The sequence below is a fragment of the Streptomyces sp. NPDC024687 genome, from assembly GCF_055559055.1.
In genome coordinates this window covers 11,782-26,916 of sequence record NZ_JBVHLJ010000012.1, presented here as the reverse complement: position 1 = coordinate 26,916, position 15,135 = coordinate 11,782, and the positions used below count along the sequence as shown (strand labels likewise).

Annotated in this window: 13 protein-coding genes; 4 read left to right on the top strand and 9 right to left on the bottom strand. The window is 69.1% G+C overall.

The genetic code is table 11. From position 1 onward, the window contains the following. Position 1: 1 nt before the first annotated feature. Together ACZ39I_RS35405 and ACZ39I_RS35400 are read left to right on the top strand one after the other, a co-directional pair. Positions 2-574 carry a GNAT family N-acetyltransferase gene (locus ACZ39I_RS35405; protein ID WP_467249008.1) on the top strand — a complete coding sequence of 191 codons (573 nt, stop codon included), beginning with the start codon at positions 2-4 and terminating at the stop codon, positions 572-574. Positions 575-623: 49 nt separating this feature from the next. Beyond that, positions 624-1,817: a winged helix-turn-helix domain-containing protein gene (locus ACZ39I_RS35400; RefSeq protein ID WP_467249007.1), complete on the top strand. Its 1,194-nt coding sequence runs from the start codon at positions 624-626 to the stop codon at positions 1,815-1,817. On the opposite strand, the gene ACZ39I_RS35395 is transcribed toward ACZ39I_RS35400, so the two are convergent. The 9 genes from ACZ39I_RS35395 to ACZ39I_RS35355 form a co-directional block, all read right to left on the bottom strand. Beyond that, positions 1,803-2,549, bottom strand: coding sequence for a response regulator (locus ACZ39I_RS35395; protein ID WP_467249006.1), 747 nt, complete (start codon positions 2,547-2,549; stop codon positions 1,803-1,805). The two genes, ACZ39I_RS35400 and ACZ39I_RS35395, sit on opposite strands and share 15 nt — an antisense overlap. 202 nt (positions 2,550-2,751) lie before the next feature. Further along, positions 2,752-3,444, bottom strand: a complete 693-nt coding sequence (gene hpf / locus ACZ39I_RS35390) for a ribosome hibernation-promoting factor, HPF/YfiA family (protein ID WP_467249005.1) — start codon at positions 3,442-3,444, stop codon at positions 2,752-2,754. Positions 3,445-3,756: 312 nt separating this feature from the next. Continuing rightward, positions 3,757-4,575, bottom strand: a complete 819-nt coding sequence (locus ACZ39I_RS35385; protein ID WP_467249283.1) for a ComF family protein — start codon at positions 4,573-4,575, stop codon at positions 3,757-3,759. Positions 4,576-5,688: 1,113 nt separating this feature from the next. Next, complete coding sequence (locus ACZ39I_RS35380) at positions 5,689-7,533, bottom strand: LpqB family beta-propeller domain-containing protein (protein WP_467249004.1); 1,845 nt, start codon at positions 7,531-7,533, stop codon at positions 5,689-5,691. After that, entirely contained in the window at positions 7,523-9,592 is a 2,070-nt protein-coding gene (mtrB, locus tag ACZ39I_RS35375) for an MtrAB system histidine kinase MtrB (protein ID WP_467249003.1), read from the bottom strand. Before mtrB ends, ACZ39I_RS35380 begins: the two co-directional genes overlap by 11 nt. Before the next feature lies 1 nt (position 9,593). Continuing rightward, positions 9,594-10,283 carry a two-component system response regulator MtrA gene (mtrA, locus tag ACZ39I_RS35370; protein WP_187281934.1) on the bottom strand — a complete coding sequence of 230 codons (690 nt, stop codon included), beginning with the start codon at positions 10,281-10,283 and terminating at the stop codon, positions 9,594-9,596. Positions 10,284-10,401: 118 nt separating this feature from the next. Further along, on the bottom strand, positions 10,402-10,680 hold the full coding sequence (locus ACZ39I_RS35365; protein WP_467249002.1) for a hypothetical protein: 279 nt from the start codon (positions 10,678-10,680) through the stop codon (positions 10,402-10,404). A 957-nt stretch (positions 10,681-11,637) separates the two neighbouring features. Next, positions 11,638-12,873, bottom strand: coding sequence for a helix-turn-helix domain-containing protein (locus ACZ39I_RS35360; RefSeq protein ID WP_467249001.1), 1,236 nt, complete (start codon positions 12,871-12,873; stop codon positions 11,638-11,640). Further along, a complete protein-coding gene (locus ACZ39I_RS35355) occupies positions 12,870-13,190 on the bottom strand; it encodes a putative quinol monooxygenase (protein ID WP_467249000.1) in 321 nt (106 codons plus the stop codon). The genes ACZ39I_RS35360 and ACZ39I_RS35355 overlap by 4 nt, the downstream gene beginning before the upstream one ends. 191 nt (positions 13,191-13,381) lie before the next feature. On the opposite strand from ACZ39I_RS35355, the gene ACZ39I_RS35350 reads away from it, so the two are divergent. Beyond that, positions 13,382-13,711: an SCO3933 family regulatory protein gene (locus ACZ39I_RS35350; protein ID WP_069765687.1), complete on the top strand. Its 330-nt coding sequence runs from the start codon at positions 13,382-13,384 to the stop codon at positions 13,709-13,711. A 2-nt stretch (positions 13,712-13,713) separates the two neighbouring features. Next, the gene (locus ACZ39I_RS35345) at positions 13,714-15,060 is read left to right on the top strand and encodes an FtsK/SpoIIIE domain-containing protein (RefSeq protein WP_467248999.1); all 1,347 of its coding nucleotides are present in this window, start codon (positions 13,714-13,716) and stop codon (positions 15,058-15,060) included. Positions 15,061-15,135 lie beyond the last annotated feature (75 nt).

Sequence of the window (15,135 nt, the reverse complement as noted above, 5' to 3'; positions counted from 1 at the left end):
GATGGAACCCGTCACGCTGACCACGGACCGTCTCGTGCTGCGCCCGCCCGGCCCGCAGGACACCGAGGCCGTCCTCGCGGCCGCGCAGGACCCCGACATCCTGCGCTGGACCACGATTCCTTCGCCCTACCTGGTGGAGCACGCCCAGAGCTTCACGGAGCAGCTGGCCCCGACGGGCTGGGCGAACGACACCATGTTCACCTGGGGCCTCTTCCTCCCCGAAGGGGAGGACCTGGTAGGCATGCTGGGTCTGACCATGCGCTCGCCGGGCACGGCCGAGATCGGTTACTGGGCCACCAAGGAACACCGCGGCAACGGCTATGTCACCGAGGCCGTCCTCGCCGCCTCGCGTTGGGCCTTCACCGAGCTGACGGTCGACCGCGTGGAGTGGCGCGCGGAAGTGGGCAACGAGCCCTCCCGCGCGGTGGCGGAGCGGGCCGGTTTCGTCATCGAGGGCGTACTGCGCTCGGCCCTGGCCCACCAGGGCGTGCGCCGGGACTGCTGGGTGGGCGCGCTGCTGCCCTCGGACCTGGGCCTGCCGTCGACGGTGCAGTACCTCCCCGCGCCCGGGTAGATCCGCAGATCACCTCCCATTGTCAGTGCCGGGCCCTATCTTCGGACCCATGACGACCCCGCCTCCCACCACCGACCTCTCGGCCGACGAGGCCCGCCGCATCGCCCTGCGGGCACAGGGTTTCCTCGGCACCCCCGACCGCCGGGCCGGAGTCCGCGGCGTCCTCCGTCACCTCGGCGCGGTCCAGCTCGACACCATCTCGGTCCTCGCCCGCTCCCACGAGCTGATCCCGTACGCCCGTCTCGGCGCGGTGGGCCGCAAGACGGTGGAGAGCGCCTACTGGACGACTTCTCCCCTCGGCACGTCTCCGGCACGGCCTCATGCTTTTGAGTACTGGTCGCACGCGGCGTGCATCCTCCCCATCGAGGAATGGCCCCACTTCGCCTTCCGCCGCCGCGCCTACCGCAGCCGCCCGCACTGGAACCACCAGCTCCCGGACGGCACCTACGACCAGGTCATCAAGCAGCTGCGCACCGAAGGCCCCCTCACCGCCACCGAGTTGGGCGGCGCGAAGAAGACCAGCGAGTGGTGGGACTGGTCCAGCACCAAGGTCGCCGTCGAGCGCGCCTTGATGTACGGCGAGGTGGTCTGCGTGGAGCGCCGCGGCTGGAAGCGTGTGTACGACCTCGCCGAGCGCGCCGTCCCCGCCGACCTGCTCCACGACGAGCTGGACGACGCCGAGTGCCTGCGCCGCCTGGTCCGTCTCGCCGGCCAGTCGCTGGGCGTCGGCACCCGCGCGGACATCGCCGACTACCACCGCCTCAAGGGCGAACAGGTGGACGCGGTGATCGCCGACTCGGGCCTGGTGCCGGTCACGGTCGAGGGCTGGGGCAAGCCTGCCTGGGCCGATCCCGCGGCCCTGCAGACACCCCCGCGCGGCCGCCACCGCACCACTTTGCTGTCCCCGTTCGACTCCCTGATCTGGGAACGGGCGCGTACGGAGCGGATCTTCGGCTTCACCCACCGCCTGGAGGCCTACGTCCCCAAGCCCAAGCGGGTCTACGGCTATTTCGCGATGCCGGTGCTGGCCGGTGGCCGTCTCGTCGGCCGCGTGGACCCGGCCCGGGAGGGGAGCACGCTGGTCGCCAGGCAGGTCACGGTGGACGGCCCGAAGGCGGTCCCGGCGGTGGCCCAGGCCCTGGCCGAGGCGGCGAGCTGGGTGGACTGCACGGACATCCGCGTCGAGCGGGTGGACGCGCCGGATCTGCGCGAGCCGCTCGTAAGGGCACTAGCGGATCTCTAGGATCTTCTCCCGCATCGCGTAGACCACCGCCTCCATCCTGGAGTGCAGCTGCAGCTTCTCCAGGATGTTGCGCACATGGTTCTTCACGGTGTTCTCGGAGATGAACAACTGCTTCGCGATATCGCGGTTGTTCATCCCGGTGGCGACGAGCTTGAGGACTTCCAGCTCACGGTCGGTCAGTCGCGGGGCCGGCACGAGGCGGCGCTCGTCCGTCCGCTGGATCATCGACTTGAACTCGGTGAGCAGCTTCGACGCCATGGAAGGGCTGATCTGCGACTGCCCGTCGGCCACGGCGCGAATGGCGGTGGCCACCTCGTCCGTCGAGATCTCCTTGAGGAGATATCCGGTCGCGCCCGCCTTGATCGCGTCGTAGAGGTCGGCTTCCTCATCGCTGATCGTCAACATGATGATCTTGGCGCTGGGTGCCACTTCCTTGATGGAGGTGCAGGCCTCGATACCGCCCCGCTTGGGCATCCGCACGTCCATCAGAATGATGTCGGGCAGCAGGTCGGCGGCCTTGTCGACGGCCTCGGCGCCGTCGCCCGCCTCGCCCACGACCTGGATGTCCTCCTCGGCCGCGAGCACGATCTCCAGTCCGCGCCGGAAGAGTGCGTGGTCGTCCACGACAAGGACCCTGATCGGCTCCTTGCGTGTTGAGCCCGTGTCCGCGCTCATGCCGACGGCGCCGTCGCCGGCGTCCTGGCCGTGCAGCGGTCCGAAGCTGTCCGCCATCGTTCCTCCCCCTGAAGGCTGTGGCTGGTCCTGTGCCATCGCCAACCCAAGGCAACGACCCACCGGTTGGGCCGATGGGCCCATGATTTCATGCCCAGACGTCAGTGGGATGACAGAGCGGGGCGCGAAGTGGTCGCACGCGGGTGCCCCTGGGGGCGCACATGCGCTCCAGGGGCACCGGCTCAGCTGTCATCCGGGAGGGTCAGCTACCCGTCGTGTCGCCGGCCGCGGGAGAGTGCGCCCGGGCGACCATCGGGTCCGTGCTCAGGTGGATGACGCCGTAGTCATAGGCGTGCCGCCGGTAGACGACACTGGGTTCCTTCGTCTCGGAGTCGACGAACAGATAGAAGTCGTGCCCGACCAGCTCCATCTCGTAGAGCGCCTGGTCGAGGGTCATCGGGGAGGCGACATGGGTCTTCTCACGGACGACGAGGGGGCCTTCACCCTTGATCTCCAGCGAGCCGATCTTCTTGGTGGGCACACCGTCCGGCTCTTCCTCGTGAACGGGGTGGCCTTCGCCGTCGAGCGTCGCCGCGTCCGGGACGTGGTCGGCGACCTCGGCCGCCGTGAGCCGCCGTGCGCCCCTGCGTGTGTGGCGCTTGTCGTGCTCCTTGCGCAGCCGGGCGTCCAGCTTCTCCGCCGCCAGGTCGAGTGCCGCGTACGGGTCACTGGCTGCCGCTTCCGCCCGGATCACCGGACCGCGGGAGCGGAGCGTGATCTCCACTCGGTCACAACGGTCGGCCTGTCGGGGGTTCGGCTCCTTGGACACCTCGACGTCGAGGCTGATCACCTTGCCATCGAGCTTCTGGATCTTCTCCAGCTTCAGCTTCTCGGCCACGTGCTTGCGGAACCGCTCGGGCACCTCGGTCTTGCGGCCCTTGACGACGATGTCCACGCAGAACTCCGTTCCCGGATCGCTCCGCCTCGATGCGGAGCATCTCCCTTTTGCACCAGGCTCCGGTGAGCCCCGGAACCTCGGACTCGGTGACGTGCACCTCCTCCCCCGCGGGCAAGATCTCCATTCCACCGTCACGGGTGATGGCGGAAATCCCGCGGGCACGGCATTCGGATTTGCGAGGTGTGGCCTGCGCCTTTCTCACACAACCGAACATATCTCGCCTGGACGGATGTCGTCACCCTCTACTGCGGCGTACCTCCGTTCAGGTGAATTTACCTTCTCGTAACCAGCAACGATGCAACTACGCAGTCAGTTCCGGTTTATTTCGAAAGAACCCGGCGAAGCCGCGACCACAGCCGCGCAGACGACGTCACGGACGGTCCCCGCGCCCGCCGTTGCCGCCGAGCAGCGCTCCCGGCCCGAGTCCTCCTCCGTCACTGTGACCATCCGTTCCCCCATGCCTTCCCGAGTTGTGGCGGTGTACACGAGGCCCGCCGGATCATCACCGCATCCGGCCACCTCTCGCCCCCCACGACACCCGCTCCCGTCGAGCGGCGGCCCAGGACAACCGCCCTCTCGTCCGCCCTGTTGCCGATGATCACGATGCCCGGCGGTCATCCGTTCACCGCGGTACGCGATGCGCTCCCGAGCGCTCGTCGGCCGGTGCTCCCGACCCCTCGCCTCTCGGACGGCCCGCGCTGCCTCGGCCAGGGACGCGCCCGTCGTCATCAGGTCGTCGACCAGCACGACCAGCCCCTCGGTCAGGAGCCGCCCGCCACCGGGAACCACGGTCAGTGCGCCCGTGAGATTGTCCAGCCGCTGCCGGGAGTTGAGCCCCGACTGGTCGGCCACGCCTCGTCGCTGCCGCAGTACGGCCACCACCCGTGCCGGCATCCCCGCCCGCCGCAGTTCACCAGCCGCCGCCAGCGCGATCCGCCGAGCCGGATCATGCCCCCGAGCCCGAACCGCCCGCCGCGCGGACGGCACGGGAACGAGCAGCACGGGCACACGGAGCCCCTCCCCCACCCGTCCACCACCGACGAACGCATCGGTGTGCGGGCCCCCGGCCCCGGCCAGGCCCTGACCACCTGACACACCACCTGCGGCCAGAGCCTCTGCACCGAGCACGCCGTTGCCGCCGTTCAAGGCGTCTACACCTGCCGCGCGGCCGCCCCTTCCCCAGACTTCCGCATCCAACGCTCCACCGCCCCTGGCCAAGACCCCCGCGCCTGAGACGTCTCGCCCCCGCCGCAGATCCTCCACGCCTGAAGCGCCCCCGCCCGTGCCCCGGACGTCCGCACCTGACGCACCACCGCCTCTGGCCAAGACCTCGGCACCCGGCACATCTCCACCCCCACGCAAGCCCTCTACTCCCGGCACACCCCCGCCCCAGGCCAAAGCTGCCTCTGCCTCACCCATCCTGCCGACCGCCCACAACCACCCGGCCTCACCGGCAGAGCCCCCAGACGCCCCCGTCCCACCAGCCCGCCCCCCGCCAAAACCCCCCGCCACCCGCCCGGAAGGCCCACCACTCTGCAACTCCCCACCGGGCCGGCCCAAAGCCCCGCAACCCCCCTCCCAGGCCCCCCGAGGCCGCCCCGACGCAAACCCCTCACCCCCCGGCTCGCACACCTCCCGCACAGCCGCCCACACAGCGCCCGCCAGGGCCGTACCGAGTGGCCCCGCGAGGCCCAGCACCCCCCTCTCCTTGTGGGCCAGCAATGCCGCCCGTACCGAGTCCGCATACCGAGCCGCCGCATGCACGACCGGCAGTCCGGACGGCTCCGGAACCGGTCGCACCCGGCTCGGCGCGACCCCATTCAGGGCGGCACGGCACTCCGGACAGAGCACCGTGCGCGGCTTCCCGCAGCCTCCGCACCCGGCCGGCAGCACCAGATCGGTGAGGTCCTGCCACCACCCCCGCATGCCCACCACTGTGCCAACGCCGAAGCAGACCGGCCACCCCTGTGGATAACTCCCTGTGGAAAACCGCGCCCGGCACGAGCAACAGGCACGAACAACAGTCCCCCTTATAAATTCCGGCCCCATACAACTAACCGGCCGGCCGAACACGACCCTCGATTCGGTCCCCCCGCGACGTTTACGCCCCACCCCACTCAGCGAATCCGCCCCGCCCGCCCGACCGCGAATCCCCACCCACCACAGAACAAAAAGCGGCCACCCTCACCAAGGCCTCACCCCGGCAAAAGTGGCCGCTCCCGACGGCGCGGTCCCGTCACTTCACCCCGGATAGACCGGCGCCGTCCCGTCCACGTCCACCTTCTGCCACTGCGCCCCGGCCGGCAGGCGTACGATCCCGTCCTCCGAGTAGGCCACCAAGGGCATCTCGTCGTCCTCGGACGCCGCGATCTCCTTCACACCCGTGAGCGCGGCAGGCGGCGGCCCCTCCGGAGTGGAGCCGTCGACCTGGACGTACCGCGTCTGCTGCACGCCGCCCTGTTCGCGTCCGACCACCACGAGCCTGCTGTCGCCGGCCCAGGACATGGTCGTGACCTCCTCCAGATCTGGTGTCGCGGAGCGCAGTTCCCGCACCGAGACGCTCCGCGGGTCCCCGATCCTGCCTTCCCGCTCGATCCGCCCGATGAACAGCGACTGCTTGCCGCCCTTCTCCACGACGAGCGCGATCCGCACCCCGTCGGCGGCCACCCGCAGGTCCTTGATACGCCCGTCCAGCCCGGGAGTCTCCACCTCCAGCGGCTTGCCCGCGCCCTCCTTGAAGAGCAGCAGTCGCGGATCGGCGGGATTCCGGTCGGCCACCCACAGGTCGCCCTCGGTGTCCCAGCTCGGCGTGGTCAGCCGGTCATCGGCCGTCTTGCCGTTGCTGAGCAGCACCGCTTCCCCGAGCGACCCGCCCGACACCAGCGACCCGACGTACAGCGCCTTGCCATCGATCCCGACACCGGCCGCGGTGTGCTCGTCACGCGAGACCGCCACCGACCGCAGGTCCTTGTCGCCGTCGCCCAGCGCTCCGGGCACCGCAACCGGCTCGGCCCTCGTACCGCTGCCGCCCGACTCGGCCGAAACCCGCACCAGCCGGTGCTCGCCGTTGACGAAGTACAGGAACTCGGGACGCTCGACCGAGCCGCGCGTGGCATCCCCATCGGCGTCGCTCTCCGTGGCGGAGCACAACTGCTTGCCGCCCGCCCGCAGTTCGACGTCGTCCACGGCAGGGGTGAGGTTCTGCAGGGTGAACAGCAGCTGGGCCGCCATCGCCTTGCACTGGTCCGAGCCGACGTTGCTGGCCTTGTCGTTGAGCGGCACCGTCAGCGTGCTCCGGTCGTCGGGAGTCAGCGAGGAGACGCCGCTCCTGAGGGCCGTGCCGGTGGGAAAACTCGTCCTGACGACGGGGTCGAGCCAACTGGTCGGCCCCTTGAGCAGGGATCGCACCAGCTGTGTCATGGGGTCCACGCGCTCACGCACATACACGGGGTCGGCCACCGCCACGGTCTGTGGAGCCGTCGCCGACCTGGTTTGCGAAGCGAAGTAGTACTTATTGACGGACACGTAGTTCCGCTGGAAGTCCGACCTGCCCATGACGACTCCGCGCGGAGGGCTGTCGATCCGCCACTGCTTGGTCTTCTTGTCCTTCACGAGGTGCACGGTCTCCCGGTACTCACCCGAGGCCGGCGCGTACGACTGCTGCGCGTCCACCACGGCCACCTTGGTGCCGACCAGCGTGAACGACTTGTCCTGGGACTGCTCTTGGTCCACGGGCGGCACGACGTCGGCACCGGGCCCGTCGTCGAGCACCGTGGTGGACAGCCCCGGCTGCCACTGCTTCGCCGCGCTCTTGGTCAAGTACTTGCGGGCCGTCTCGTAATTCGGATCGTCGCTGGTCAGCGCCTCGAGGAAGCCCTGCACGATGTCCGTGGGCTCGGCGTCCTCCTGCGGCGGCATGGCGAAGACCCGCACCTGCGTGTCCTGGCGCGGTGTGGAGTCCACCCCGCGCAGATCCCCGCTGTCCGGCATGGACGCGCACCCCGCCAGCAGTACGACTCCACAGGCGACGTACACCGTCGCGCGCCCCGGCGTGCGCCGGCCGCCCCCCTCGCGGTCAGCGCCCACGGAATGCCTCCCCCTGCTCTTCGTACGACTCCTGCGCCCCGGCGTCCGGGCGGCCCGCGGTCCCACCGCCGGGGGCGTCCCCGGCGGGCGCACCGTCCGGCCGTCGCCCACTCGATGTCGGTCGGGACACCACGCGCGCGCCGCTGCCGGGCAACGCCGTCGGATCGGCCGTGGGGGTCACCGAGCCCGCCCGGGGCGTGATCGGGTCCCGCGCGGTCCCCTGGTCGCTCTTCGGCTGGACCGGCACGGTGGCCGCCTTGTCGGCGCCGCCGCGCGGCAGGCCGGCGTCATCGAGTCCGCGGTTGCGCCGCGAATCCTTGGGCTCGAGCGGTATCGGCGAGCCCCGCAGCGGCTCGTCGGCCGTCCTGGGAAGCGTCAGCCGGAACTGCGAGCCACCGCCCGGCTCACCCCACGCCTGGAGCCAGCCGCCGTGCAGCCGCGCGTCCTCCAGGGCGATCGACAGGCCGAGACCCGTACCGCCGGTGGTACGCGCGCGTGCCGGGTCGGCTCGCCAGAAGCGGCTGAACACGCGCGTGGCCTCGCCCGGCTTGAGCCCGACCCCGTAGTCGCGCACCGCGATCGCGACCGCCCCGCCCGCCGAGGCCAGCTTGACCACGACGTCCTTGCCCTCACCGTGCTCCACGGCGTTGACGACGAGATTGCGCAGCACCCGCTCCACCCGGCGGGCGTCGGCCTCGGCGACGACGGGCTGCTGGTCCCCCTCGATCCGGACCGTCGTGCCCTTGCGCTCGGCGAGCGGCTCGGCCCCGCTGACGACCCGCCGCACGACCTCCCTGAGGTCGATCGGCTCGGCCTCCAGCGCCGCCGCACCCGCGTCGAACCGGCTGATCTCCAGCAGGTCCGCGAGCAAGGTCTCGAACCGGTCCAGCTGGTCGGCGAGCAGTTCGGCCGACCGCGCGGTCATCGGATCGAAGTCCTCGCGCGCGTCATGGATGACATCCGCGGCCATCCGTACGGTCGTCAGCGGCGTCCGCAGCTCGTGCGACACGTCCGACACGAACCGCCGCTGCATCCGCGAGAGGTCCTCCAGCTGCTGGATCTTCAGCTGGAGATTCTGCGCCATCTTGTTGAAGGCCTCGCCGAGCCGCGCGATGTCGTCCTCGCCGGTGACCTTCATCCGCTCCTGCAGCCGCCCGGCGGACAGCCGCTCGGCGATCCCGGCCGCCATCCTCACCGGCGTGACGACCTGCCGCACCACGAGCCAGGCGATGGCTCCGAGGAGTACGACGACGAAGAGCCCGGCGGTCGCCAGGGTGCCCTTGACCAGGCTGAGCGACTTCTCCTCCTGGGTGAGCGGGAAGAGGTAGTACAGCTGGTACGGGTCGCCGTTGGGGTCGTTGACCTGCTTGCCGATGACGAGGGCAGGCTGCGACTCCTCGTCGGCGTCGTAGACGATGCGGGTGTAGCTCTGCGCGGCGGCCGTACTGTCGTCGACCTTCTCGCGCAGCGCCTCGGGAACGCTGGCCGTCGGATCGACGTCGCCGGAGGCGCGCGGTCCGCGCCCGCTCCCGCTGTCGCCGCCCACGGGCAGGGTCACCACGTCGAAGGCACCCTGACCGCCGCTGGAGAGCGAGTAGACGAGGTTGCTCATCCACTCGATGACGAACTGGTCGGACTGACCGTCCGCCGCAGCCGTGTCATCGGTCCCGGCGTCCGCCTCCTCCGCCTTCTGCTTGGCCACCGCGAATCCGCCGGTGGCCTGGCTCTGCGATGCCTTCACCTTGGCGTCGAGGAGCCCGTTGCGCACCTGCCCGATGACGACGAAGCCCAGCAGGAGGACCACGCCGAGCGACATCAGCAGGGTCGTGACGACGACCTTGAGCTGGATGTTGCGCCGCCACAGCCGCATCACGGGAAGCAGCGGCCGGCGCACCCAGCGCATGAAGAGCCGCACGACCGGGCTTCCCTGGACTCCGCCCTGGAGCAGCCCGTCCTCGATGAACCGCCCCCAGCGGGAGCGGGCTTTCGTCCGCCCGACAGACCGTCCCGCGCTCACCCCGGCCGGCCCGGGCGACGAAGCGGCACTGTCCCCGGACATGTCAGCTTGGCCCTGCCTTGTAACCCACACCACGGACGGTCACCACGATCTCGGGCCGCTCCGGGTCCTTCTCGACCTTGGAACGCAGCCGCTGCACATGCACGTTGACGAGCCGGGTGTCGGCGGCGTGGCGGTAACCCCACACCTGCTCGAGCAGCACCTCACGCGTGAACACCTGCCACGGCTTGCGCGCAAGCGCGACCAGCAGGTCGAACTCCAGCGGCGTCAGCGCGATCGACTGCCCTTCCCGCTTCACGGAGTGGCCGGCCACGTCGATGACCAGGTCACCAATGGCGAGCTGCTCGGGAGCCGGCTCCTCCGACCTCCGAAGCCGCGCCCGGATCCGGGCCACGAGCTCCTTCGGCTTGAACGGCTTCACGATGTAGTCGTCGGCACCGGACTCCAGGCCCACGACGACATCCACCGTGTCGCTCTTGGCCGTCAGCATCACGATCGGCACGCCGGACTCCGCCCTGATCAGACGGCACACCTCGATGCCGTCCCGCCCGGGCAGCATCAGATCCAGCAGCACCAGATCCGGCTTGGCCTCACGGAACGCGGCCAGCGCCTTGTCACCGTCGGCTACGAAAGACGGCTCAAAACCTTCACCACGCAGCACAATGCCCAGCATCTCGGCAAGTGCGGTGTCGTCGTCGACGACAAGGACTCGTCCCTTCATAAACGACATCATCCCATTCTCGTAACATTGGTGAAGGCAGAGGTGAGACAGCTCACCGACCAGTGACCTTAGTCGTACTGGAGCGTCACTGTCTGCCCACGTCCGCTGCTGTTGATGTCAGCCATGGATGTCAGCTCCCGTGGGCGATCGGGTTCCTGTCGGCCTTGATCGCGGGTTCCAGCCGTACCCGGATGACAGGCGGATCCCCTGCGCCTGCGGTCATGCTCGGGCGCTGAGGGATCGTCCAGTGCACCTGGTGGACGCGGTACTCCTTGGCATACTCCAGGACCGTGCCGTCCGGATCCTCGCTTTCCGTGATCCACAGGACGTCTTCGCCTACTCGCGGTATCGCCGGCAGCTCTATCTGAGCGTTACGGCCGGTGCCCCCGAACTCGAACCAGACCTGCATGCCGTCCCTCTCTGTAGATCGCCAATACGGAGCGTGAGCTACCCACTCCCTCATCCCACCACCCTCCCTAGCTTCCATCCCGTCTGCCGTCGGCCCACACACCGTGGAGCGGGCGTGGTTCATGGCGTCCAGGTGGAGCGCGCCACTGTACGAACGACCTGGACGCCATGGGCCGCGTCTGCTCGGCTCTGCCTGGGTCGATGGCAGGCGGGATGGAAGCACCCCACGCACGCCCCTTCTCGGCCGGCACCCGCGTACGGCGCCCCCGCCATCTCGGAGCCTGAGCGCCCCCGCCGGAGGCTTGTTCTCGCCCTGAGCTGCTGTGGCCCGCAGGCTCCGACGAAGCCCCCAGCCGTCGCGCACCTGCTTTTGGATCAAAGCGTCTGTTGGTCCGTGCCTGCACCGTGCATGCGGACCTGTGGGCCCATGTCGTCTTCCCCAAGGTCAGGGCATGGCGGTGTGGGGGCCATGGTCGGGATCAGGCTCGGTCCGGTGCGTCGGCCCTTGGCGGGGCCAGAGCGAAAAGCGTGATCATCCCGGGACATCGTCAGGTGGCGCGGGGCCGGGGGCCGGGGCGGCGCGGGCCGAAGGCGGAGCGAAGCCCCGAGCCCCCGAGCCGCGCGCCGGCCCGCAGTGCGGGCCGGTGGTGTGTGATCAACGCAGTGGCGGCCGGAAAGCCGGATGGGACACAGCAACCGGATGGCCGAAGGCCAAGAGCCCCCACCCTGGACCGTGATCCGCTGAAGGACCGGTGGCCAAAGGGATGGAGGCTCAAGCCCTGAGGGGCTGTGAAGCATGGGGAAGCTGAGGAACCTTACGGTTGCTGTCGAGTCCTGTTATCCCAAGTGCGCGACGGCTGGGGGCTTCGTCGGAGCCTGCGGGCTGCGGTGGCGGCACCACCCCTCCCCGCCGGAACGGCGGGGCTTGATGAGGTAGAGAAACCTGTAACAACATCAACTAGCCGACCGCGCTCCGCTCTGCCAGATCGCGCAGGGCTTCGGGGACACGTGCGCCTGAGAGCTGGATCAGGTCACGCATGACCTCGCGGGCCAAGTGGTGATCGTGAATCTGCTCGGGCGCAAGGGCCTCGGCCTCCAGGAGCGCGGCTGTGGCCTCGCCGACGTGTCGCCGCTGCGCGTGTGCTCGCGCCACGTCAAGCAGGAAACGGGCCTGCCGCTCAGACGAAAGCCCAGAGGCGTCAACTCGCTGAGCCACCTCCAGGGCAAGGCCGGCATCCCCCAACTCAACCGCCGTGCTCATGGCATGGATCTCGACGTTCGTCGGCCCGAACTCCGTGTCGAAGTCGTTCCGGTCCTCGCCCAACCTTGCCGCGATCTCGCGTGCCCGATCGATGTGTTCATGAGTGCGGGCACGGTTGCCCTCCCGCGCGTTGATCACTGCGAGAACCAAGTTCATGGCGCCGACTAGCGACAGTTCTTCCGGCGGGCATGCTGGCGCTGCCGCCCGGGGGTCCAAGACGGCAACGGCGGAACTCGCTGCTTGCTCGGCCTGCTCCATGTGCTGCTGCCGCATGAACGCGTGGGCCATGCGGAAGAGACTTGCGACCACTTCAAGCGGTTGCCCTGCGAGTTCAGCCGCCTGTAGCGCACGGTCTGCCGCGATCCAGGCAGCATCCGCCTGGTCCTGCCGAGTGAAGCTCGATGCGGCGGCCTGGTACGCCTTGGCGCGAAGAGCATGAAGCTCCCCACGCTCAGCAGCCGGCGCACGGCGTACGGCGGCCTCAATGCTCGGCAACAGTCTGGCGAGGTGATCGCTCAGAGCTGCGTAGCTCGACGCGTGGGTCAGTGTCCACGCTTCCTCTACGCTCCTCCGGAAGTCAGCAAGAGACGGCGTGGGCTCAGCCGGCGGCTGCTCGAACAAACTGCTGAGCGCCGGGTGGCCGGTGAGAGCCACGCGCAGCCCGTCAAGATCGTTGCTTGCAGTCTGTTCCTCGGGCTCGGCCTCCTCGGCGGGAGCGGCCTCGGGACGTACCTCTCGCACGGACACCTTGAGCGCATCAGCAAGGGCCTGGAGCACCGACAGGCGTTCTACGGGCTGCACGCCTCGTTCAACCTGGGACACCCAACTCTCTGAGCGCCCCATGGCTGCGGCAAGGTCGCTCTGCGACATACCTGCCTCGCGGCGCAGTTCCTTGATCCTCTGGCCGAAGGGCTTGGTGTCGGCGCTCGTCACTTCTGGATCCCGCTGGGGTACTTGCCGGCGTACGGCTGGAGCCGGTCCACCTCGGTCTTCTCGACGTACTTGGCGCGCTCCGCCAGGAAGTGGCGCGTGTGGGGCTGGCGCTCGTGCTCCTCGAACGCGTCGTGGTCGGCGTAGATCTCGAAGAAGATCCGCTCATTGGGTGCGCCCTCGACCTTGTGGCACGCATAGACCAGCGTGCCGGGCTCGTGCGCCCGGATGCCCGCGGTCGTCTCTTCCATCAGTGCGTCGAACGCCTCGCCCGCGCCATCGCGCAAGGTGAAACGCACAAAAAGACCGAACTGGTTCATATCTTCCTCCTTGACGTCGCACCCAGTCTCGCAGAGTCGAAGAAGTACTACTAGTCGCAGATTTTCTGTTGACTCGCAGTTTTTCTGCGAGTAGCTTCGATCGTGTCGGAAGAAACAAGCAGCCCCGGACTGCGTGCATCCGCCAAGATCACAACGCAGCCCGGGGCCTACCCCAAAGGGGAAAGCCAAGTATGCCGTCCTTCAAGATCGACACTTCGACCGCTCTCGTGTTCGTGGCTACGGCGCCGGAACCGAAGCTGGCCAACAGGAAGACCGGTGAGATCGCGATCGACGTGGCCACGGAGAAGCCGCTGTACGTGGTGGGCCTGCTGGTCACGGACGAGGGCGAGGGCAACCTGTACAAGGTGGCCGTGCCGGAGACGGGTCTCCCGGAGGGGCTCGCGCCGGGTATGCCGGTGCGGGTGGTCGGCCTGAAGGCCAAGGACTGGGAGAACGAGTTCAACGGCAAGAAGATGCACGGCATCTCGTTCCGCGCGGTCGCGATCACCTCGGCGGCCTGATCATGACCGACCTCGCCACCTACTTCGAGCTGGCTGGAGCTGCGGCCGGCGCTGGTTCTCTCGGTGTGGCCAAGTACCGTGCGCCGCGCTTGTACTGGTCGCTGGTCGGGATGCCGGTCACGTGGGGCCGGTTCACCTGGAACTACAACTCGACGATGGACGTGTGTGGGCTGACCGTGCAGCCGTCCGGCTTCCGGGCCTTCGTCAAGCGCAACGTGGCCCGCAGCGAGGTGCGGCCGGTGCCGCCGAAGATCCGCCGTGTCCGCCCGACCTCGACCGGTCTGCGTATCACCCTGCGCCTGCCCGCCGGCCTGGAGCCTGCCGACATCACCGCCTCGTGCGAGCGACTGCGGCACGCGTTCGGGGTGCGGTCGGTGACCGTGATGGAGACCAAGCCGGGCTATGTCGAGCTGCGCATGACCGGCTGGGACGTCCTCAACCGCGTCATGCTTCCGCGCAAGGCGCAGCCTCGTGACCTGGTGGTTCCGGTCGCGATGCGGGAGGACGGCACGGTCTTCGAGCGGGACTACCGCAAAGTGCCGCACGCCCTGACGCTGGGTGCGAACCAGTCCGGCAAGTCGATGTATCAGCGCATCCTCATCAAGGGCCTGGCACAGTTGCCGGTCGGTCTGATCGGGATCGACTGCAAGCGCGGTGTCGAGCAGAACCGGTACGCCTCACGCCTGTCGGCGCTGGTGACCAGCCCGGAGGACGCCGGACGCCTGATCGACGCACTGATCACGGAAATGGAAGAGCGCTTCGATCTGCTCGCTCTCTACGGCGTCTCCGACCTGTGGGAACTGCCCGAAAGCGTGCGGCCGGTGCCGCTGGTGGTCCTGGTCGACGAGATCGCAGAGCTGTTCTTCGTCACCTCGAAGAAGGATGAACCGGCCCGCGACAAGACGGTCATGCAACTGGTCCGTCTGGGCCAGATGGCGCGTGCAGTCGGCATCTATCTGGAGGTGTGCGGGCAGCGCTTCGGCTCCGACCTCGGCCGCGGTGCGACCGCCCTGCGTGCCCAGCTAACGGGCCGTGTGGTGCATCGCGTCAACGACAAGCAGACCGCCGAAATGGGCCTGGGTGACATCGCCCCGGACGCCGTGGCCGCGGTCACCGTGATCGCCCCGGACCGTCCCGGTGTCGCGGTGGCCGGTGACACCTCCGGCGGCTGGTCCCGCATCCGCACCCCCGAGACCACTCCCGACGAAGCCGCCGCGGTCTGCCGCGAGTTCGCCCACCTGGTCCCGGAGCTGCCGTTCCTGGCTCCGTTCCGGCCGGTCGGCCAGATCACCGTGCCGCCGATGCCGTCCGCTCCGCCGGTGGTCCGGCCGCGCCCGGTCACGGAGTAATCCCCCGCTTTCCCGGTCGGCGTGACCGCTTCACGCCAGGTCCCTACCCGAGCCATGCCGAAAACCGAACGGAGA

What these genes read in the sequence shown, in the direction of transcription:
- ACZ39I_RS35355 (WP_467249000.1), bottom strand. Translation starts at nt 13,190, where the DNA reads ATGAACCAGTTCGGTCTTTTTGTGCGTTTCACCTTGCGCGATGGCGCG.
- ACZ39I_RS35365 (WP_467249002.1), bottom strand. Translation starts at nt 10,680, where the DNA reads ATGCAGGTCTGGTTCGAGTTCGGGGGCACCGGCCGTAACGCTCAGATA.
- mtrB (WP_467249003.1), bottom strand. Translation starts at nt 9,592, where the DNA reads ATGTCCGGGGACAGTGCCGCTTCGTCGCCCGGGCCGGCCGGGGTGAGC.
- ACZ39I_RS35350 (WP_069765687.1), top strand. Translation starts at nt 13,382, where the DNA reads ATGCCGTCCTTCAAGATCGACACTTCGACCGCTCTCGTGTTCGTGGCT.
- ACZ39I_RS35405 (WP_467249008.1), top strand. Translation starts at nt 2, where the DNA reads ATGGAACCCGTCACGCTGACCACGGACCGTCTCGTGCTGCGCCCGCCC.
- ACZ39I_RS35395 (WP_467249006.1), bottom strand. Translation starts at nt 2,549, where the DNA reads ATGGCGGACAGCTTCGGACCGCTGCACGGCCAGGACGCCGGCGACGGC.
- ACZ39I_RS35345 (WP_467248999.1), top strand. Translation starts at nt 13,714, where the DNA reads ATGACCGACCTCGCCACCTACTTCGAGCTGGCTGGAGCTGCGGCCGGC.
- mtrA (WP_187281934.1), bottom strand. Translation starts at nt 10,283, where the DNA reads ATGATGTCGTTTATGAAGGGACGAGTCCTTGTCGTCGACGACGACACC.
- ACZ39I_RS35400 (WP_467249007.1), top strand. Translation starts at nt 624, where the DNA reads ATGACGACCCCGCCTCCCACCACCGACCTCTCGGCCGACGAGGCCCGC.